Raw genomic sequence first — 22,173 nt, forward strand, 5'->3', positions numbered from 1 at the left:
AACGCACCGCGCCTTTTTTTGTAGCTGATGATCGCCGTGGCGATACCGACAAGCGCCATCAAAACCCCGAGCACCGTGAGTGCACCAGTATTGTGTTCCACGGGCGCATTGCTCGCGAACTTGTACATTTCGGTCGCAAGGATGGCGATCAGGGCTGCCGAGACGGTCGAATAGTCCTTGCCGATGACGCGCTTCACGTTGAAAGTCATGCCCTCGGTAGACTGCGCGAAATTTCTCAAACGCAACGCCCACCGCGGCACGTCGCGGCAGTACTCCCGGTAGGCTTCCCCGAAAGTCCTGTCGAGGAAGGCTTCTTCGGCATAGACGATGCACTGGTACATGAAGGCAAAGAGCCCGATACCGAGGATGACCAGAAGCGGGTTGCCGTGCAGCAGGAACACGCCGGAATAGAGCAGCATGTTTCCTACGTAGAGCGGGTTGCGGCAGACACCGAACATGCCTTCGGTCACAAGATCCTTGGCATAGACCTTTTTTTTCAGGCCGCCGCGCTGAATGTATTTGTAGCCGACTACGGTCGCGCGCAAAGCGAGACCCGCCAGGATGACCAGCACGGCGGCGAGGTCCTTGACCAGCGTGAGTGCCGGGTTATCCAGCACAAGGGCTGGAGCCGGCGCCAGCAGGAACAGAACGATGATGATGGCTGGAAACAGCTGGTTCCGGAAACGGAAGAGAAAATTGCCGATCGCGATCATGGTCCGACTTTCCTATTTGATCGCGATGATGCCGCAGAAATTGTACCAGCGGAAAAAGACCTCGACGCTGCGGAAACCTGCCTCCTTCAGAAGCTGCACGTTTTCATCCAGGCGATAGGGAATGAGGACGTTTTCAAGCGCCTCGCGCTTCTTGGCGATCTCGATCTCGGAATAGCCGTTGCGGCGCTTGTAGTCGTAGTAGTGCTCGATGAAGAGACGGTTGAACGTCGAATCCTCGCTGGTGAGCTTTTCGACGAGCAAGAGCGCGCCGCGTTCATTGAGGCCGTTATAGATCGTGCGCATGATTCGCTCGCGATGGAGCGGACGAACGAACTGCAGCGTCAGCAGCATCATCACGACGCTAGCATTGTGCACGTCGAGCCCCTGGTGCAGGTCTCCGACCCTCAGGTCGATCGCGCGGTTCGTCTCGGCCTGTGCAATCTTTTCCTTGGCTTTCTCAATCATGTCGGGTGCATTGTCGATGCCGACAAAACGCACGGAAGGATCAACCTTGGCGTCAAGACCAAGGAGCGTCGTGGCCGTCGAACAGCCGATATCGTAGAGATCTGTACCGCCCTCTGCGAAATCCGAGGCCAGCTCGCAGACCATGCGCTGGATCTCGCCGTAATAGGGAACCGAGCGGCTGACCATGTCGTCGAAGACGGCAGCCACCTTCGCATTGAACGCGAAATCGCCGACCGGCTGGTCCGGCTCTGCGAAGACCTCGTCTCGCCTGTTGTTGTTCTCGTGCACCTGCAGGTGCGGTACCTTGCTAGCCATACGCAGGTTCCTTTGTCCTTCCAAAGCACTTCCGGCATTCGGACCTCTGCCCGCATTGCGGCTTGGACCGATTTGCTGGCTAGAGGGCCATTGAAACCTGACATGAACCTGAAAGGGGGCGCCAAAGCACACGACGCTTCGAGAGCGACACGGTGACACGGTGATTTTAGGCATTTCGGCGCCGGCTGCCCGGATGCCGACTATTCGAGGTCGGGTACCACGCCCTCGAAAGTCACCGTGCACCGATGCCCAGCCGGTATGTAGTTGTCCGGATTGGGCAGTTCTATCCGCAAGCCAAATGTCCCGCTTGCGGCGTCGAGAACCTGATCGATCACCTTCACCTTTCCAGTGAAGCTTCCACGGATCGGAGCATTCGGAACCACTTGCGCATCCATTCCCACACGCATCTTTCCGAATTCGCTGACCGGGATGAACGCTTCGACAAACAGAGGGTCGAGCCTGGCGATCGTCGCCAGCTTGCCGTCCTGATCCAAGTATTCCCCATTGAAGAGTGAACGCTCGAGGACGACGCCACTGATCGGGCTGCGGATCGTTCTTTGCTCAAGCACGGTCTGTGCCCTTTGCAGTTCCAGTTCGGCGCTGCGCTTACGGGTTTCGGCGGTCGCGAGCTCCTTTTGGATGACTTCCATTTCGGCCACGGCCTCTTCGAGCTTGTCGGTCGAGGTGACGTTGCGCGCCAGAAGCGCCTCCGCCCGTTTCATGCGGTTTCGAGCAAGGTCGAGCCGCGCCTTTTGTGCCTCGATCTCGGAGGTACTCGCGGCCTGCTCGGACATCAATTCCACGGTCGCCTGCTCCGTATCGGAATGGAGCCTGGCAATGACCTGGTTTTCGTTCACATGGTCACCGCGAGCGATAAGAACTTCTTTCAAAAGACCGGGAACTGGACTGCCGACGCGCACGACGACGGAAGGGTCGATGACGCAATCGAAAGCTTGTGCCGAAGCCGGCACGAGAGCGCAAAGCGCAAGGAGTACGGCAGGCATTTGCCGCTTTTTCGCGCGCCCACCTGCCAGTGGTCTACCCATCCGGTCTGCTGTCATCCCATCGCTTGTCATCGTGTCACTCCGGCAAGCCTGAAAAGGCCAGCAATGTGCCTAGGCGTCGATCCTGGGCGAGAAGGTTCTTTCGGTCCTTGGCATGCGTGCGTTCCGCCCTCTGCTGGGCCATATGAAAAAGCCATAGCCGGGCGCGCTTTCCGCAGCGGCCGAACAGACGCAGCGACTGAAAGGGAATGAGATCAAGCAGCGGGTCTTGTAGAGACAGGATCTCTTCCGTACTTCCCGGATCTCCCTTGCGGGCTGTTCGCCCCTCCATTTGTCTGTCGATGCGCCCCGCGTCGTGTCGTTCGCTGAGTAGAACGTGCAAGCCACCCAGCGCGAGCGCCTGCGGAACCACCGCAATGTCGACGCCGCGTCCCGCCATATTGGTGGCGACCGTCACCCGACCGACGCCGCCTGCCTGCGCAATGATCTCGGCCTCCTCCGAACTCTGTTCGGCATTGAGCACGCGATGTGTGATCCCATGATCGTAGAGTACGGCGCTGACAGCCTCGGAAGCCGAAACCGAACGCGTGGCAATCAGGACAGGTCGGCCGGCGGCCTGCAGTTCCTGAACCCGCAGGGCGATCTTGGACCACTTGTCATCGAGCGTTGTGGAAATCGTCGTCGGCAGTTTCATGCGCCGCGAAGGCGTGTTCGGAGGGATGCGCATCACCTGCAGCCCATAGACATGCCGAAGCTCCGCGGTGATTTCGCGAGCGGTTCCCGTCATCCCCGCCAAATGGAGATACCGCCGGAAAAAACGCTGATAGGTCATCCGCGCCATTGTCTGCTTGCGGCTGGTGATCGCGCAGCCTTCCTTTCCCTCTACCAGTTGATGCAGTCCGTCGCTCCAGGAGCGATCGGGCATCACCCGACCGGTGTATTCGTCGACGATCTGCACCTTGCCGTCGTTGACGAGATAATGCTCGCCCTTCCTGAAGAGAAGCAGCGCGACGAGGGCCTGGCTGGCAGCCTCTTCGCGCCGGATGCGATTGCGCCAGATGCCGCCGATCGTTTCGGCTCGCTCTAAGAGCTTGGTTTTTCCTGCTTCGGTCAGTTCGAGCCTGCGCTCGTCGGCCAGCAGGTGATAGTGGATCGCCTGTTTGAAGCCGTCGATCAGCGCAAAGGTCTGTTCCACCCATTGGCGCTCGTCGTCGGCGTCCGTTTCCTGGGAAATGATGAGCGGCGTTCTTGCCTCGTCCACCAGCACACTGTCGGCTTCATCGATGATGGCAAAATGCAGCCCACGCATGACGAAAGGCGGCTCCTGGCCTCGGCGCTCGTCCAGCATGCGGCTCACCTTCGCATGAACGGTCCGTGGCTGGCCACCGAACGTGATGCGGTCGCGCAGATAGTCGAAGGCGATTTCTTTGTTGCTGGCATAGACGATGTCGCACCTATAGGCAGCGGGCCGCTCCGGCCTTGGCACAGTACTATTGACGAGGCCGACGGTCAGTCCAAGAAAATCGTAGATAGGTCTAAGTATATCCAGATCGCGCTCCGCCAAGTAATCATTGACGGTAATCACGTGGACCGGAAGCCCCGCAAGCGCGGCGACCGACGCCGGCAGGCCGGCGGTCAGCGTCTTGCCCTCGCCCGTGTCCATCTCCGCCACGCGGCCCTTAAGCATGGCAAGTCCTGCAAGGATCTGCACGTCGAGGTGGCGCAACCCGATGGTGCGCTGAGAGACTTCACGCACGATCGCAAAGCCGAGACAAATATTGGCATCGGTGAGGCCGTGACATCGCAGGGCCGCGCGGATTTCGCTGATGCGCGCGGCGAGCCCCAGTCCGGTTTCTCCGCGCAGCGCGGTTCCCGCCGCATTGATCCTCTGGACAAGTTCCTTCAGATGGTGCCGATTCAAACGACCGGCAACCATCTGCGGAAAGCTAGTCACCATCTTCTCAATGCCGTCAAGCCAGTGTTCGGGCCTGTCTTGACGTTCGGGATAGGCGACCAACGGAGGCGGCGACCAGCTCGCGGCGAGCGTATTCATGGCCGCTCTGCCCTATCCGGCTTAAGCGCTCGCTTCCTCGACAGGCGGCGCATCATGGCCGTTCCGGTAGCTTTTCTGCGGCTTTGATACCGCGGGTGGGGCGTCGCCCTTGCCGGCGGTATCGATCGCTTCCGGCATGCGCTCCAGCATGCTCGAGAAATGCCTGAGCGAGTGAAGATGCAAGTACGTGCATTCCAGTTCGTCGTTGGTGAACATGGACTGCAGGTCTTCGCTTGGCAGTGCTTTCAGCTTTTCCCTGTTCACGGTCATGAAGCCGGAGAGCGACCGCCGTTCGCCGCTATTGAGGTTGAACTGCGCCTGCATCGGCTGCAGCAGGCCCAGCGATTTCAACCTCTCGCAGTATTGGCGGGTTCGCTGATGCCTGGCCTGATAGTCCTGCAGGAAGCCAAGCACGCTCTTCAGATATTGGGTCTGCTGTCCCTCGCTGTCGAACAGACGCTCGCCGCGCCCCTCGCGATTGAAGCCGTCGAAACTCTCATCGATGTGTAGGATGAACGTTTTACCCCCGCGGTCCGTTGAGAACACGAACGGATAGCGACGAACGAACGCCGGTACATATTTGCCGAGCCAGGCGCCGTCGTCGTCGACAAAGAGGTTCTGGGTTTGCTGGGCTCCCAGAACCACCGCAGGGGTTACCGTATCATCCGTACCGGCAAAGACGATCGGATATTCGGCGGCAGCCTGAGCAAATTCGATGGCTGTCACCGGAACCGAGTTCACTTCTCTTGCGAACTTGTACGAAGTTCCTGTTTTAATGGAAACATCCTTATGGCGATCGGCCGATACCGGATGCACGTCTTGATAGAAAAGAAGTTGCGCTGCCATGGTGTTTTCCCTCTAGTATCTTGTAAGCGTTACTCAGGTATCTCAGGAAACAACCGCCGGATTTTTACTCTGGCTAACTTGATCGAACACTTTATTAGACTTCGTGTCCAGTCAAACTTTAAATAAACGGAGAAATATTTGCCTCGTCGAGCGATAAATTCTACTGGCCACAGGAGAAGTCCCATGAGAGAACCTCACAAAGACACGTCCTCCTATTCGAGGCACGGTTGGGCTCTCGGTCAGCACAAGATCGAGATGCAAAAGATTGGCAAGCACGCGCCGCTGTGACGCGTCACGCGGGTCGAGCGCAATGGTACCGCCGCCGGCGGTACTGAGCGCCGCATTGGGCAACGTGTCAGTTAGCGCCGGAACCTCTCGGACAACGGCCGCCCTGTAGACCTTCGAAATATCCTCGACGAAGCGCAGGCTTACGTCCCGGGTTTGCGAGCGTACGAGGTCGGCGTCCTCCTCCGGGACGATGATGCGAATGGTTGGCTTGTCGAAGTGCGCGACATAGGCGATCACCTTGCCACGTTGCACGAACTTTCCGGGCAGATCGTGATCGTCGGGCAGGATCAGCGTGCCGCTCGATTGCGCCCGGACGACCAAATTCTCCTGCCGTTGCCGTGCTAGGCCGAGATCGGCACGAGCAAGGCGCAATTCCTCCTTGACCATGCGCGCATGGGCAAGGTCGGACAGATCCTGCTTGGTAATGCGTCGTTGGAGCTCGGCGACACGCAGTTCGAGCAGATCGACGCGCGCAGCCAGCAGCGGATCCTCCAGCCGGATAAGTGGATCGCCAGCCTTGACTTCGGCGGCGGGCGCGGCAGCGATATCATCGACTGTGCCATCCGCCTGAACATGGACGATAGCTTCGCCCGGCAGCCAGACGACACCTTGTACGACGGTCGAATGCGGGATGGGCAAGACGAAGAGCAGCAGCGCAGCGGCGGCAAGCACCGAGCCGACGACAGCGAAGGCTCGCCCCCGATTTCGTCGCAGCAGCGGGCTTGCCAACAGGAACCAGAAGGCTTTCGCCAATGGTACGGCCAACATCAGGATCAGCGCCCATATTGCAAGCAATGTGCCGATGATGAAAAACTTCTGGCTGACGAGCGCGATGATCGCCCCAGTGACCACGAAGCGGTAAAAAAATGCCGAGACCCCGTAGAGGACGAACCAGAATTCCTCCCCGGGCGCCGTGGCGGGAGAATTCACCGACCCAATCTTGAAAGCGTAACGCTGGACAAGATAGGCGAGGTATTTATTGGCTCGGCTCGCGAGGTTCGGAATCTCCAGAAGATCGCTGAGGACATAGTAACCGTCGAAGCGCAGAAGCGGGTTACCATTGAAGAGCAAGGTTGACACGCCGCCGATCAGCATGACGTTGAAGGCAAAGGCCCGAGCGAGCCCCTCCTCCGCATTGACCCACACGATGAGGGCGACCGCAGCGAGCGCCATTTCGACAAAAATACCGGCGGCACCGACGAGGGCGCGCTGCCACTTGCTTGCAAAGGCCAAGCTGTCGGACGCATCGACATATGGGACCGGCATGAAGACCAGCATCATTGCGCCGACTTCGTGGACATCGCCGCCCCATCGCTTGACTGCGTAGGCGTGCCCGAGCTCATGCAGAGTCTTGATGAGCGGATAGGCGATCAGCATCAGGAAGAGGTTCGACGTTGAAACTACGCGGTCGGTCACGTTGGCGGTTAGCGCGTTCCAGTTCATGCCGGCAAGAACGGCGGCATAGGCGACAAGACAGGTGAAGACGAGCGCGCCGAACCACGAAAAAAGCACCCGTCCGACGATGGCGGTGGCGTCCAGAAACTCGTTCGGATCGAGAAGGCCGAAGCGAATGGCGAGTGGATTGCCAAAACTCATCAAGAGCTTGCGATTGCGCACCTTCTTGCCGCGCTCGGCAATCTCATTGATGTCGGGCGGAACACTGCCGAATAGCACGTCCGCCGCGTGTAACTGCCCGAGAAGCTGGATGACCTCATCCTGGGTCACAACCTTGTCGGTGAGCTTGTCGCAAGCGATGTCCCAGATGGCCTGCATCGTTCGGTGGCCATCCATCAGGCTGATGATGAAATAGGTCTCGGGCGTGAAACGGTGGAAACGCCCGGACGTCCGGTCCTGCAGCACGTACCAAAGCTGGCTGCGAAAGACCGTGCGATGGATGCGGACATGGCCGCGCAGTTTCAGCTTCAGTTGCGAAACACGATACCAGGATGAGCTGAAGTAGGACCGTTCCATCTGCACGCCCTCACGGCATCCAGCGCCACGCGGCAAGATAGGCCCATTGCACCATCTTGTCGGTGTAAACGCGGATCAGGAGGCGTTCGTCCACGGAAGTCTTGGCAATACCCTCCATGCCAGGTCTGAGCCGATCGCTGGCATGATCCAGAGTTGCTTCGACCTTGAAGAAATTGTGTCCCTCCTTCTGGCTGGAAATCGCGGTGATCTGTTCGATCCGATAGGTGAGTGGCTCCTGCGGAAGCGCGGAAACCCTCAGCACTCCCTTACGGCCGATCTCGACATCGTCAATATCGCTTTCATCGACTTCGAGGATGACGCGATAGGATTCGAGTGGCGCGACTGTAAAGAGTTCCTGCCCGCGCTCGACCGCAGCGCCGATTGACTGGCTGAGGTCACCGCTGACGACATAGCCATCGAAGGGGGCGAGCAGCCGGGTGCGTTTGAGCTGCTCGTCGATCAGAGCGAGCTGGGCGTCGGCCTGGTCGATCTGCGCCTTCACGATGAGCGCTTCGGCGCGCTCGTGCTGCATCAGTGCCCGGTCATATTCTGTCGTTTTCTGCTGTCGTGTGGTCGTCAGCCGAAGCCGTTCGAGTGTCAGATCCTGGTCGTCGAGCTGCGCTAGGATCTGACCTTGCCTGACGACTTCGCCGGCCCTTGCCGACTGACTGGAAACATAACCGTTGAACGGCGCCACGACCGTTCGCTGGATTGTACCGCGAACAACGGCCGAAGACGTGACGGAGTATTGCGTCGTGGCTACACTAAAGTAGGAGGCGAGGACGACGGCGATCAGCGTCGCGAGCTTGCGGCCGAAATAGCCTGGTCCCAGGAGGCGTCGCAACTGGTTGCCGGCGGCTTCCCAGAGCTTCACCAATACGTTCCTGTCGTTGAGGCGTTTTTCCTCAAGAACCGGTCCGACGACCGCTGCCACTGCATCGCACAGGTCGACGGTCGTCTCGTCAAAAATACTGCCGCGTGGGCGCTGCAGCGTCAGAGCGCCGACGATCCGGTGCCCGGATTGCAGGGGGATCGTCAGCACGCCTCCGCACTTGTGCGTTTCGACCAGCTCTTCGTGTGCCCGGACGACGCGATACTCCCAGTGCTCCTGCGGCGGGTAGAGAACGATCGCACGCTGATCGACAGCCTCGTCCATCGCTGCGCCGATGTCGCGAATAATGTTGACCTTGTTGCCGAAGCCGGCCGCATGCGACACGGTCGCGACGCGACATCTGCGTCCGCGGACGAAACCGACGCTGACGGGGTCGCAGGCAAGCCGCATGGCGAGTTCCGTAACGAGCGCGGTGGCCGCCTCGACGAAACCCTTCGCCTCAAGCACCGCGGCAAGCATGTCGAAGGCCAGCCTGTTTCGTTCACTGATTTCTTCGTTTTCGACTTGGAGCTGGCGCCTTAACAGCACCTCGATCCAGCCGGAGGCCCATTGCACCTTACGCATCACCTCGTTGATGGCAGAAGGATCGACGGAAAGCGAAAGTGCGCAGGCGCCATACAAGCGTTCGTTGACGATCAACGGAGACGCGATCAATTGCACCATGCGGTTGCCGTTCGTTCCGGTGGATATGCCCTGACGTTGGCTCAGGGCCTTTTCGGCGGCGGCCGCCAATCCCTCGTCGGCGCCCCTTTCCGGCCAGAAGGCGATAGGCGTATAGGGCCCGGTGTCCGGTTCCCCGAGCATGACCATGCCGCTGGCGACGCCAGAGATCTGCCGGCAGAGTATGGCCAGCCACGTCTCCACGAAGTCTTCTGGCTTGGTGGCATTGCGGAACTTTTGCCAGAGCGCTTGATCCAAAATAGCGTACTTTACCGCCCCCGGACTTTCGACCGGGGGCGGTGGCGCATATTCTCTGGCAATCTGATCAGTCATGCCGGCACGCGGTGGCCAGACAGTTTATTCGCACGCTAACGCCCTCCAAAGAGACTGACCAATCGAGAAAGCAGTCCCTTTCGGGCCTCCCACTCGATCATGCCGTTCAATACGTCCTGCTCGCTTGCCTCGGCGTCGTTCTCACCGGCGCCGGAAGTCTTGACAGCGTGATCACCGACTTGCGCCGTCCAGGCCGTTGAGTCGACGAACGTGCCGGTTGCCTCGTCGAAGACCCATGCCTTCGCGCCGTTGTCGAAGCGCGCTATGCCATGGCCCCCGCCTGTTGCCGGTTGCCAGGTAGCGGTCAGAGCGTCTCGCCCACTTTCAGTCGAGCCTGATGCTGTGGCGGCCTCGTTCGCTTCACCACCACCTGAGATCTCAAGATCCGAGGCGCTGATGCCCGCAAGTCTCATCAACCGTCGCTCAGTCGGGGTTACGAACAGACCCAGTTCCTCATCGAATACCTGGGCGTCGTTTCGCGCTTCGGGCTGGGTTGCCGCCAGCGGCAACCGGCGCTCGCCGACGCTGAGCGTCTCGGCCATGACGCCGCCGACAGCATCGTCGGTAGAGTGGACCAATCCGGCCTCGTGGCCCATTTCATGAAGCAGAACCGAGAGCAGATCGAAGCGTCCCTCGGCCGGACCGCCGACGATCGCATGCCACTTACCGTCGACCAGGCTGTACTCTTCTTTATCCTGCGGCGTCAGATCGACGAACCAGCCCCGTCCCGCGGCGTTACGGTCGATCCTGATTGCGCCGAACACGGCTTCTGCCAGTCTCTCGCCCTCAAGATCGGCGATCTGCAGGTCGATCGTACCGAGGCGTGCCAGGGTTGCCGCATCGAGCAATCTCGATTTTGCCCACAGGGCGATGGCGTCGCCGAGCACCGAGAGTGCCTGTGCTTTGGTGATCTCGCCACCCGCGACGGTCGTAGCGCCGGTCGCCGCCAGCAGATTGGCCGATGTGTTGAAGGCGGGATCGTTGGAGCGGATCAGGAAGCGATCGAACGAGCTTGATCCGACACGCGACATCGTGCCGAAGCCACCATCGACCAGTGCGGCATTGAAGCCGTAGGTGCCGACGAGGCCGCCGTTCACCTGGATGCTGATCGCCGCCCCCTTGAAAATCACCTTCAACGTGTAGTCGACGCCGGCATCAAGGACACGGCTGAAGGACTGATCGACCTTGTAGCCGCCCTTGGCGCTGACATGACCGACAAGCACCTTGTCGTTGACCGCATCGAGGGCGACGAACTTGTAGTCGTTCGGACCATAGCTGTCGAAGACGATACCGCCGTTACCCACGGTCGAAAGCTTGGCCTCCAGCTCAAGGTATGAATCTGCCCTGAGGGTGGTGCCGAGGTTGAACGTGTTGATAGCAGCGCCTGCCGCGCCGGCAAGCCGGCCGCCGGCGACGGTCCAGCCTGTCGCGACCGTCCCCGTCATCGAGAAGCGCCCCGTTCCGTCGAAGTTATCGGTATAGTCGAGCGACAGGTTCGGCGGCAGGATCTGAACCGAGAAGTTGTCCACCTTCGACTTGGAGCCGTCATTGCCGACACCCACCATGCCGCGGTTTAGGCCCACGGGCACGCCATCCTCGATCCTCGGCGTAAACGTGTAACCGAACCAGTTCACACCCGCGACAGTCACCGTGACGTTCGTGCCGTTGACGGCGACGAGGACGTCATAGGTTATGCCAGCCTTCAACTGGACGGGCTTGTTGGACTTGGCGACCTGATGCCAGCCGTTGGCATCGCGATACCCCATTTCGATCTGGTCGTTCGAAATGTTGATGCCGGCCCATTTGAAGTCCGTCGGTGAGCGGTAGTCGAAGATGACATAGGAGTTCGCCTTCCAACCGCCGACAGGCTTTTGCGCCGTGATCTTGGCCGAAATTTCGAAATAGATCGGCAGATACTGGTCGGCATAGAAGACGGCGGCCGCCTGCTCCCAGGTGTTTTCGGATTCGACCGACATCATGCCGCTCGAGACCGCAAACTTGCCCTGGTCAGCGGCGAAGACATCCATCGTCCCATCGTTGAAGTCGGCGGTCCGCAACACGTCGCGCTTGCCGCCAGGGATGTTGCCGGCCTGTGGATCAGTCGGGCCACCAGTCTGGTCTTGCCAGATACCGTGATCCTTCTGGGTCACAAGGCCGAGTTCGCCTTCGACGCCGCCCTGGAATTGCGACACGTGGCTATACTTGTCGCTGCCATTGACATTGCCGGTATCAGCCGTCCGCGTAATGTCGACACCGTCGCTGAAGGCTTGGGCGTAGAGGAAGTCGAAGAGCTGCGGCGGCACCTGACGGCTGACCGTCGCGATGCCGAACGGCGCAAATGGCACGAGATAGCTGTTGAACTCGCCGACCCAATCGATCAGGCGATCGCCGCCGGTATTGCCGATCAGGATGTCGAGCCCGGCGCCACCAAAGACGCGGTCCTCGTAAACCGGATGGGTCTCCGGCTGGTCGTTAAGCCAACCGTTGGTGCTGAGCACATCATCGGCATTCATGAGGTCGTTGCCCCAGCCGCCATAGATGTGGTCGCGTCCGGTTCCACCGACAATCCAGTCGTTGCCGAGATCGCCGAAGACGGCGTCGTTGCCGTCGGTGTTGCGGTCGGCAAACGCAATCGGCGTGCCGTTGGGCGAAAACGCGATTGCGCCACTGACCAGCGGGCCTTCATTGTCGACCAGATTGAGGAAATACTGGAACTGCGTCGGCGCGGCACCCGACTTCCAGACGCTGCCGTTCGCATTGAACAGAATGGCCCGACGCGGGTCGTACTCGTCGTAAAGGAAGAATTCGCCAAGCTTGCTCTGAACCGGCTTTGGCGCGTTCCAGGGATCGGTGTCGGCGCCGAAGCGCAGGACGTCGCCCGGGTTCCACGGCCGGGTGAAGTCGGTGCGCACCAGTCCGACGACGGCGCCGTTTTCGAAGCGCTGCGTATAGCTGAGTGGCAGAGCTTCGCCTCCGCCGATGGCGTCGTCACCGGCCCCGCCGTGGATGAAGTCGTCTCCAAGGCCGCCGAAGATGATGTCATCGACGACATTGGCGTCAAACAACGGATCGTCCGCCCCTTGCGCATTCGGCTTCTGGTTATAGGGGGTCAGATCGACGGACTTCTTCAACTGACCGCCAATGTTGATCGTCTCGGTCTGTACCTGCCCGGGCGTATAGATGAACTCGTTGAGCACGTCGCCCTGGCTTGTGCGATCATCCGGGTCGGTGGCAAGGAGCGCCAGGACGCCATAAAGCGGTTCGGCATAGGTGGCGCTGTTGCGGCTCGTGAAGATCCGGCCGTCATCGCCGAGAATGCCGTCCTGGCCGGTACCACCGGAGATCCAGTCATTGCCCCAGCCACCAATCAGATCGTCGTTTTCGGCATCGCCGAATATGCGGTCGTGACCACCGCCGCCATAGGCGATGTCATCGCCGGTTTCGCCATGGAACTCGTCATGGCCGCCGATGTCGATCTTTGCCCAAAGACCGAATTCATACCGATAGGCCGGATTGTTCGGATTGGTCTTCGAGAACAGGTCGGGACGGAAGTCCGGGCCGCCCGGCGTGTAGTCGAGGAGATGCACGCCGCGAACGACGATGCGTTCGGCGCCGGCGCGGGCCGGATCGTTCACATCGTAATTGAATTGGACGTAGAGCTGCTGGTTTGACAGTCCGTTCACGTTGATATCGACGCCATTGATCCCGACAATACGCACGATATTTCCGTTGTCGCCGACCATGGTGTCGGCATCGCGGGCATAACGCGCAGTCGCGAGAGTGCCGTCGCCCGGAAGGTCGAGGTCGTTGCGGTCGATTTCTCCGCCGGTACCGCCGAAGATATAGTCATCGCCGTCAGGCCGTGTATTGGCATCAGTCAGACTGAAGAACGTTGACGAACCGCCGATCAGATCGTCCTGGCCGAGGCCGCCGAACAATTGGTCATCGCCACCACCGCCTTCGATGTAATCCTGACCGTCGCTTGCAGCGGCGAAGGATGCGATCACGGTCAATGGACCGATCGGATCGGCAACACCACCCGATGTCCGGGATGCACCGACATGCGAAGTTCCGGCAAACGCGAGTTCGATACCACCGTCGCCCTGGATGACATCATTGCCGAGCTGACCGAAGATCTCGTCATGACCTTCGCTGCCGGCGATGTAGTCGTTGCCGAAACTGCCGACGCCGGCAGTTCCCTGGTCGAAGGCGAAGGTGTGAAGGGCCGCATAGTCGACCGCATATTCGCTCCACCACGGCGCGCCGTCGGGGTCGCGATAACGGCGTGCAATACTGTCGACAAGCAGCAGACCGCTGTTGTCACCGGTGACAGTGCCGAAGCCTCCCGGGATCGGCCGGTCGGTGCGGCTGTAGAGAAGCGCTGCGGCAAGCGTCTGGAAGCGCAGGCTGAAGGTATCGTCCAGCAGGTTGCCGTCCGCGCCGCCCTGGCGGGTGAGGTAGACGTTGTCGCCGAAGATGCGGTCGTCCTGCTGGTCGCCGTCAAGCATGTCATGGCCGGCACCGCCGACGATCACGTCGCGGTCAAGCCCGCCAAACACGATATCGTCGGCGCCGTTCTGCAGCTCGGCCGACTTGATCGCCGTGACGAGCACGAGCTCGGTCGTCTGGATCCGCTGTTTGAGACCGGACGGAAGGTTCGGATCGTCGACGAACATTTCGATGATGCCATGGTCAGCGAAGATGATATCGTCGGAATCGCCAAGCACGCCGGCGGTAGCAACCGCACTCGGACCGTAGCCGAGATGCGAAGCACCATCACCGAAAATCAGGTCGCGGCCTGCCTCCATGAGATCGCGAACCGAGGATTTTACCGGCTTGATCGTGGTGCCGTTGGTGTCGGTGTTCGGGTTGGCGGAAGGCAGCGGGCTGTTGTCGACCGTGTCAATGAAGAGCTGGCGGGTGAAGATGTTCACGTTCACGCCGCTGTCGCCATAGATGTGATCGACGCCGCGGTTGCCGATGATCAGGTCGTCGCCGGAACCGCCGGCCAGATGATCGCCGGCCTGGCTGCCATAGATCGTGTCGTTGCCGGCGCCGCCATAGATCGTCAGGCCGACGCTGGGCAGCGCCCCCCCTGCAACGCCCGCAAACAGTGCGCTGGCGTCGATGACGTCGTTGCCAGCGAGCTTGTAGGGGTTGGCGAGCGGGAAGACCCACTCATCGTCTTCGTTCTCGCCATCCTGCAGTTGCGGGAAGGGATCGAACGGCTTTTCACCGAATTCCATGCCGAGCACGTTGTGCGGCTGGCCGGAATACCAGATGCCGTCCTGGCTGGTGTCGCCATAGATGACGAGCGGCGAGTTCGGACCGGCGCCACCATTGACCTTGATGTAGTCGCCGCCGACGCGCTTGCCGCCATCAAGTGAGGCGTCGTAGCCGAAGACGGTAAGCGAGACCCCGCTTGCGGGTGTCAGCGCAACGTTCTGCAGCGTCATCACGGCAGCGGTCAGCGCCTGGATCGTGAACGGTCCGGCATAGCCGCTGACATAGACCTTCTGGCCGGCGTAGAAGCCATCCGCCAACCAGCTCCCGGTGCCGCGGGTCAGGCTGTTGGTGGCAACGTGCATCGTGCCGGAAGCCGTGACGGTGCGTGCTTCGGCGACATGCAGCGAGCGTTCAGCATAGCTGTTGAACGCATCGGCCGCCAGCGTGACGCCTGCCCCCTGCCCGACGTGGGTGTTCGGCGCGCTCAGCACCAGGGTGCTGAGGTCGCCCCAGGTCAGGGCAGAATTCGGCGGCGGCGGCAGGGTCGCATCGACGACAGCAAGGATCGTCCGGGTATAGGTCTCGCCCTCCAGCTGGATGACCTGGCCAACCTGGTAGCGATCTTCCGACCAGTCGCGCCCATCGAGGCGGGTTACGACGATCGAGCCACCGCCGGCGCTGGCGATGTTCATCTTGCCGGCGCTTTCGAGGTACATGTTACCGCCGCCATGGACGAGCGTCAGGCCGCCATGCGCACCCTGCACATAGAAGCTCTTGACGGCATCGTTCTGTGTGGCGAGCAGCGCCCCTTCGAGCTTCAGCGAGAAGCCGTCATCGGAGATCTCGATGATGCGGAAGTCGCGCTTTCCGTTTTCATCGACCATGGTGACGAGGTGACCGGCAAGATAACCCTCGTCCGCCCACTTGATGCCGTCCTGACGGGTGACGATGCCACCAGTATAGGTCGGATCGATGCTGACGTCGGTGACCACCGTTTGCAGGATCGCATTGGTGTCCGGGTTGATGCGATTGATGGTCCGGGGCGCATCGCTGACCAGCGCAAGCTGGCCGCCGGCGACACGCATGGTCGAACCGGAGATCGAGACGATCTGGTACTCGCCCTTGGCGAAGTCTTCGTTGATGCTGATGAAGTCGCCGACCGCAAAGCCGCTCCATGCGCCGCCGTCGGTGCGCACGATGATCCCGCCGGCAATCGTCTGGGCGACGTCGACGGATTTGTTGACGGTGATCACGTCCTTGTCGATCGCGGTGATTGTCAGCGGGCCGCTGGCAACGCCGACGAGCGACGAGCCGCTCAAGACCAGGATCGAATTGTCGTTTGGATCAGCGCCTTCCTCCGGATGCAGCGGATCGATGAGCGCGTCATTAATCGCAACAACGGTCCAGGTGCCTGCCTGCCCGGCAATCTGCACGGTCTGGCCGACGAGGAAGCCCATTGCCTTCCAATCGAAGCCCGCGCGCACGATCGTGCCGCCGTTGCTGCCGTTCGGCGTCACCGTGAAATTATTGGTGACCTGAACGGACGGTGCCGGATCGAGCGTGCCCTGAATGACGAGGCCGTCATTGCCCTCGCCGAGCATGAGGTTGACGACCTCGATCGTGCTCTTCGTGGCATTGGTGCCGAACTGGCCGTCAGCGCCGACGCTGATCTTGCCGAAGCTGATACCGCCCGGGAAGAAGCCAGATTCACCAAAGGTCGGGTCACCGCTGACACCGAGGCCGAGGCTGAGATCATCGGCCATGTTGAAGCCGGTCAGCGTCGTTTGCGTCATGACGCCGTCGACATCTTCCTTGCTGGTGTCGTTGAAGATGTTGAGTACGTCGATCTGTTGCGATTCTGGCGGCTGGGCGCCGATCGCGATCAGGAAGTCGTCCGTTTCACCCGGCAGTTTCAGGCCGTTTTCCAGTGAACGGTCGGCACCCGTCGGGCCGCCTTCGACAGCCAGCGGGCCGCGCAACTTCGACAGATAATGTCCCGAGACCGGGAAGACCTTGACGCCTTCGCGCGTGACGGGGACGTGGTAGTTCTCGTCCGCCTGCAGGACGACTGTCTGCTGGACAGAGTAGTTCCCCGGATTGAAGGTCGCGACCGCCGCAGTGCGCAGCACCTTGACGCCCGAAAGCGTGCTGCCGACCGGCAGCAATCCGGCGTTTTCCGAGGTGATCTGGATCGTGGCATCCTTGGTATCGTTCTCGCCGCGGATAATCGCGATCTTGAAGTTGCCGATAACGTTGTCGGCGGCGTCAAAGACACGGATCCACTGGCCTTCCAGGAAGCCATAGGCGAGCCAGCCATCCGCATCGTCGGCAAGGCCGGCGATCGTCATCCGATAGGTGAGCGCACCGTTCTCGACAACCGTATGGAACTGGATTTTGCCGATGAAGGCACCCTCGCTGGCAAGGTCCGAGAGGATGACGTCGGCAAGCTGGCCGCCGGTACCGAACGTGCGGTCGACTTTGATGAACTTGCCGTCCACCGTGTCGATCGCGGTGATGTAATAATCGCCGCTGTTGCCACCGGCGTTGCCGATGCGGATCTGTTGGCCGACGAAGAAGCCTTCGTCGACGAAGCTGCCGAGATCGGCGCCCGTGCCGCGGGTGATCTTGCCGTTGAGACCGTCATTGCTGAAGACGAGGTTGCCGTCGAAAATCTGCGTCGGCCTCAGACCGCCGATCACCGTATAGCCCGAGCCGGGTGTGACGGCGACGCCGTTGACGCTGACGACATCCGCCAGGCCGTCGGTGACGATCGCGACCTGTACGGTGGTGCTGGGCGCCTTCGTCAGCCGGATCGTGTAGTCGTCCGTGTCGCTGCCATCGGCATTGAGCAGCGTCGTGCCGCCGGTTTCGAGCACGACGGCGCCGGCCGTGTCGTTGTCAATGACTTCGATGTCGACATAGCCGGGGCCGGAGCGCAGGTTCGGGAAGACGTAGTCGTGGTCGGCGTCAGTCGTTAGAACGTCGTCGCGCTGGAAGTAGATGACCGCCGTATGCGGATCTTCGCGCGGGATATCGTCACGCGCCTGAACGCCGATGCGAACCGGGTCATCCCAGTTGGTATGGTCGAAGGTTAGCCGCCAGTAGCCATCGGCATGTTTGTACATCCGGTCGCCGACCGAGTTGAAGATGTTCGTCGGATCGTCGACATCGAAGATCTGGATATCCTCGTCACTCGCCTCGTTGAGGAAGAGCTTGACGACGATGATGTCGCCGACCTCCGGCGCTGTCTGAAGCTGAACGAGGATTTCATCCGTCAACTGGGTCGTCGGGCTGCCTTCGATGACGAGAGACCGGCCGTCTTCAATGTTCGTGCCGGCCGCGACCTCAGTCACGTAAATTCCGGGCGTGTCGTTGTCCCTGACGAGCACTTCGACATTGCGGACGTCAGCCGCGTCGAAGGGGTCGCCATCGGGGTATTCGGCATCGATATCGATTGCGTTGGTGTCGACGCCGCTGAGATCGGAAATCACGCTGTGCTGGATGACGACCACGCGGTCGCCCTCTGCCCGCGGGTCGTCCGGCGCATAAACATAGACCGTCTGCGGATTCATCCAGTTGCTGCTGTCGAACCGCAGCACCACCGCGCGATCCTTGATGATCTGCGGTACGCCGTTGACCATGACAATATGTTGGAAGTCGCTGTCTGTGACGGTGACGCCGGGGTTGACGGTGGACAGCCAGATCGTATCGCCGAGGCCGTTCGGCAAAGGCGCCGGGTTCAACAGCGTGCCGTCTTCCTCTTCCTGCGGCGAGCGTGCCGCAGACACGGTGACATAGACCACTTGGCCGGCAAGCGGAGCGATTGCCAGCTTCACCGTATAGGTGTCGACATTGACCGGGCCGCCTTCGCGTACGGCGGTAAGGCCGCCGGTTTCGTCGATACGGATGATGCCCTCTTCTCCGGAAGCGACATTATAGTCGAAACCATCGACCAGCACGCCGTCGTAGAGCGCGTCACCGGACGTGACGAGGTGATCGACAGCGCCAGAGGCGCCTTCGAGCTCGCGGGTCACGATGTCTTCGGTCACGTCGCCAGTAACGTTGATCGTATCGGATCCGAGGCCGCCAATGACGCGATAGGCAACGCCGAAGGCGGTCGACTGGACGAAGAATTCGTCGTCGCCCTCGAGACCATCGACCTCGACCACTTCGATCGTGGTGTAGCGCACATTGAGGCCGGCGCCGAAAATGCCACGTTCGGTGATCGCGAAGTCGTCGGCGAACTCTGTGCCGAGGATGACGAGCTTGTCGAAGCCGGTGCCGCCGTCGACGGAAACCGGAGCATTGACGTTGTACTGGACCTCGTCTTCACCACCGCCGGCGCGGATGTCCGGCGCCCGTGCAACGGAGAAGCCAAGCCCAATGATCGGCATGGCGACGCCCTGATCGTCGCGCACGATCACGTCGTCGGTGTAGTCGTCGGGCGTGGAATCGGCATCAGCAAAGTTGATGACGCCATCGCCATTGGTGTCGAGCGTGACAGCCGGCAGGTCGTCCTGGTCGATCGTGCCGTCGCCATTCCAATCCTGGTTGGCGACCGCTGCAATCGCAAAGGCGCGCACGATGAACAGGTCGTTGTTGTCGTCGCCTTCGAGCCTCAGTTCAGCCTGGTTCGAATAGACACGGAACTCGTCGTTGCCGGTTCCGCCCTGCGCGACGAGCGGCGCACTGATGCCGGGGCTCAGCCAGCCGCGCGTCGTTGCGACCATGTCCGGGAAGACATCCTGGGCAAGCAGGCCGCCGCCGAAGAACGGTGTCGCGCCGTTTTCCGGATCGTCGGTGCGCTTGTTGCCGAAGATCTGGCCGATCTGGAACGAGTCGTCGCCCGCTCCGCCCTGCAGCGACACGATGGCCGTTGTATCGTCCGAATAGAAATTGTCGTTGCCACCGAGGCCTTCGACGGTCACACGTCCGTTGAGCGCCGTGTCATAGTTGATGCGCGCACTCTCGTTCGAAGGTTCGTTGTCTTCGATCGTGTCCGCATAGGTCGTGGGCTGTCCGTAGACCATTGCAACATAGGCAGGCCGATCGGCCGTTTCATGCGGCAGATAGTTCGCGCCGCGCAGCAGGAAGATGTCGTCGATCGGCTTGTTGCCGTCGCCGTCCTTGCCGTTGAAGGCGGAGTTGTAGCCGTAGATGTTCAGAGCATCGACGCCGTCGTTGGAGCGCCCGGTATCGAGCACGTTGATGACGTAGTTGCGGTTGAAGTCCGTGCCGGCATTGCCGAGGCCCGGATTGTTCGAGCCAAGCGTATAGACCTCGTAAAGATCACTGCCGGACACGCCGTCAAGCGTCAGCGTATGCTCGGCGGCCGTTGTCTTGTTCGGCGAGGTTTCGGTCGCCGTGTCCTGCAGGTAGTAGACGGTGAAGCGGTCTTCGCCATCGGCAACCGTTGGATTGAGCGTCTGGCTGCCATAGGCACGAGTCTTCGAGCCAAGGAAGATATAGCCGGGGCTGCCTTGGGTATTGGTGCCGCCGGCGCCTGAGGGATCACCGAACTGGATCGTGTCGACATCGGTATTGCCGAAGATCCATGTCAGATTCGTGGCGTGGGGTGCACTGGTCTTCGGTGCAGCGGTACCAACAGGCGTGCCATTGGTCTTGTTGCCGGGTGTTACTGCGGCATTGGCGATAATACGCCCACGTAGCAGCATGACCGAGCCGAAGCCGATATCGGCATTGGCAAGCAGGCTAATGGTTTCGTCGAAGGCGGTGACGTCACCATAGATATCGATGCGCTTGGCCGCCAGGATCTCGCTGTTCGAATCGAGCGTGACGTTGTCGCCGACGCGCAATTGCACATTGCCCTTTTCGGCGAAGATCTGGCCATGCGGGATGAGACGCTCGGCATCCGCCTGGAAGGTCGGGAAGGTGGCGCCGTCTTCGGAGAAGCGTGCGCTGCCACTATGCAGGAGATCGAGGTTTTCACCCTGGACCCCCGTCTCGCGCACAGTGATGCGAATGTCGCCGTCATAGGCATGGGCGAGCAGGAGCCTCAGGTTTCCGGCACTTTCGCCGAGATTAACCGGCGCTTCCGCCAGATAGATGTTGTTGTCGGCTTCAAGGGCGACGTCGTCGTTGGACGAACCACGCGAGGAGTCGATTTCAAGGTCGTTGTTGAAGGCACCGATGGAGCCGCCACCATTGGCGTCGAGATCAATACTCTGGCCGAGCAGGTTGGCGAAATCGTCACCGGCGCCGTTGTTGCGGGCATCGAGGATCGAGCCGGCGACGGTACGCAGCGAGATGTCTCTGGTCGTGTGAACGGTGTGGACGAGGAGGTCACCGGCAACTTCGTCGAGGAAGATGCCAAGCGTGCTGTCGGCGGTGGTATCAAACGCCCTCAGCACGCCGAGGCCACCGACGCCGTTGCGGATATCGACGTTGATCTCGAGGAAATCCGTGGGCAGGCCGATGCCGCCGAGCGGTGAATTGATGTCAAGCAGCGTCGGGTTGAGAACCTGTGCAGCGACCTGCGCATGGTTCGGATTGAAGAGACCGACACCGGCCGCCATGGTGATGTTGCGGCCGGCGACATCAGCTTCGGCGTCACCTTCCGTGAGGCCACGCGCATCGAGGATGCGCCGCGGCGAATAGAGCAGCACGTCCGAAGCAGTCGACTTGATGCGCTCGACCCGCATGTCGCCGGTCTTTTCGCTAAGCGCGATATAGCCGTTGGTCACGACGTCGATATCGCCGTTGCCGACAATCTCGGTGATGCCGAGCACGTTGATGGTGGTGGCGCTGGGGTCGGAATTGGCCGCGGCGACGATGATGTCGCCACCAGTGGTGACGGCTCCGGCCTGAAGGCCGGGCAGAGTCCGGCTGCCGGTTGCGGGATCGATGCCGCGGAAGTCGTAGGTGGAGGCGATCGCCGTATTGCCGGTCCCGAAGACCCCTCGGCTGAGCGGTTCGGGCGAGCCGCTGTCGGGCCGGAAGAAATTATAGTGCGTGACGCCCGCCGCCTGGCTCGGCGCCTTGACAAGCACGCCGCCGGATGCGCCAGCACCACTCTGCTCAACGCTTGCCTGTAGCAGAACATTGGCGGTATCGCCTGCGCTGATCCGGTCGATGTCGACGATGTAATAGCCGGCGACGTCTTCACGCAGCAGGGCCTTGAGGTCGAGATTGACGTTCTGGAAGGCATCGACCGTAAAGGTTTCGGCCGAAATCAGGCTGTGCTGGTTGGTGAGCGGCCCGCTCGGCGAAAGATTGATCGCGACACCGGCGAGCGCGTTCGCCAGCGTGCTTGCCAGCCTGACGCTCAGGCCATCGGACGAAGAGATGACGTAGTAATAGCCGCCATCGACAAGTCCGCCGATCGCAGTGCTGACTGCGTCGTAGCGCACGAGTTGCCCGGTGTAGAAGCGGTTTTCATGTCCGAGG

At 60.8% G+C, this 22,173-nt stretch carries 8 protein-coding genes; all 8 read right to left on the reverse strand.

Features of this window, described 5'->3' with window-relative positions:
* On the reverse strand, positions 1 to 713 hold a 713-nt coding region (locus tag I8N66_RS04895; protein WP_291150316.1), incomplete at its 3' end, for an isoprenylcysteine carboxylmethyltransferase family protein.
* A gap of 12 nt (positions 714 to 725) precedes the next feature.
* Positions 726 to 1,493: a carboxy-S-adenosyl-L-methionine synthase CmoA gene (cmoA, locus tag I8N66_RS04900; RefSeq protein ID WP_291150319.1), complete on the reverse strand. Its 768-nt coding sequence runs from the start codon at positions 1,491 to 1,493 to the stop codon at positions 726 to 728.
* Between the two features lie 200 nt (positions 1,494 to 1,693).
* Positions 1,694 to 2,497 carry an efflux RND transporter periplasmic adaptor subunit gene (locus I8N66_RS04905; protein WP_291150323.1) on the reverse strand — a complete coding sequence of 268 codons (804 nt, stop codon included), beginning with the start codon at positions 2,495 to 2,497 and terminating at the stop codon, positions 1,694 to 1,696.
* A gap of 76 nt (positions 2,498 to 2,573) precedes the next feature.
* Positions 2,574 to 4,550: a preprotein translocase subunit SecA gene (locus I8N66_RS04910; protein WP_291150326.1), complete on the reverse strand. Its 1,977-nt coding sequence runs from the start codon at positions 4,548 to 4,550 to the stop codon at positions 2,574 to 2,576.
* Positions 4,551 to 4,571: 21 nt separating this feature from the next.
* Positions 4,572 to 5,396, reverse strand: a complete 825-nt coding sequence (locus I8N66_RS04915) for a SapC family protein (RefSeq protein WP_291150329.1) — start codon at positions 5,394 to 5,396, stop codon at positions 4,572 to 4,574.
* A gap of 111 nt (positions 5,397 to 5,507) precedes the next feature.
* Positions 5,508 to 7,655, reverse strand: a complete 2,148-nt coding sequence (locus I8N66_RS04920) for an efflux RND transporter periplasmic adaptor subunit (protein ID WP_291150332.1) — start codon at positions 7,653 to 7,655, stop codon at positions 5,508 to 5,510.
* Positions 7,656 to 7,665: 10 nt separating this feature from the next.
* Positions 7,666 to 9,411, reverse strand: coding sequence for an HlyD family efflux transporter periplasmic adaptor subunit (locus I8N66_RS04925; protein ID WP_291150334.1), 1,746 nt, complete (start codon positions 9,409 to 9,411; stop codon positions 7,666 to 7,668).
* 164 nt (positions 9,412 to 9,575) lie between these two features.
* Entirely contained in the window at positions 9,576 to 22,136 is a 12,561-nt protein-coding gene (locus tag I8N66_RS04930; protein ID WP_291150337.1) for a hypothetical protein, read from the reverse strand.
* Positions 22,137 to 22,173: the final 37 nt, after the last annotated feature.

It is taken from the genome of Ensifer sp. SSB1, assembly GCF_016652895.1.
Lineage (GTDB): Bacteria > Pseudomonadota > Alphaproteobacteria > Rhizobiales > Rhizobiaceae > Ensifer.

Excerpts from the sequence above, each read along its gene's own strand:
- cmoA (WP_291150319.1), bottom strand. The coding sequence starts at position 1,493 with ATGGCTAGCAAGGTACCGCACCTGCAGGTGCACGAGAACAACAACAGG.
- I8N66_RS04905 (WP_291150323.1), bottom strand. The coding sequence starts at position 2,497 with ATGCCTGCCGTACTCCTTGCGCTTTGCGCTCTCGTGCCGGCTTCGGCA.
- I8N66_RS04910 (WP_291150326.1), bottom strand. The coding sequence starts at position 4,550 with ATGAATACGCTCGCCGCGAGCTGGTCGCCGCCTCCGTTGGTCGCCTAT.
- I8N66_RS04915 (WP_291150329.1), bottom strand. The coding sequence starts at position 5,396 with ATGGCAGCGCAACTTCTTTTCTATCAAGACGTGCATCCGGTATCGGCC.
- I8N66_RS04920 (WP_291150332.1), bottom strand. The coding sequence starts at position 7,655 with ATGGAACGGTCCTACTTCAGCTCATCCTGGTATCGTGTTTCGCAACTG.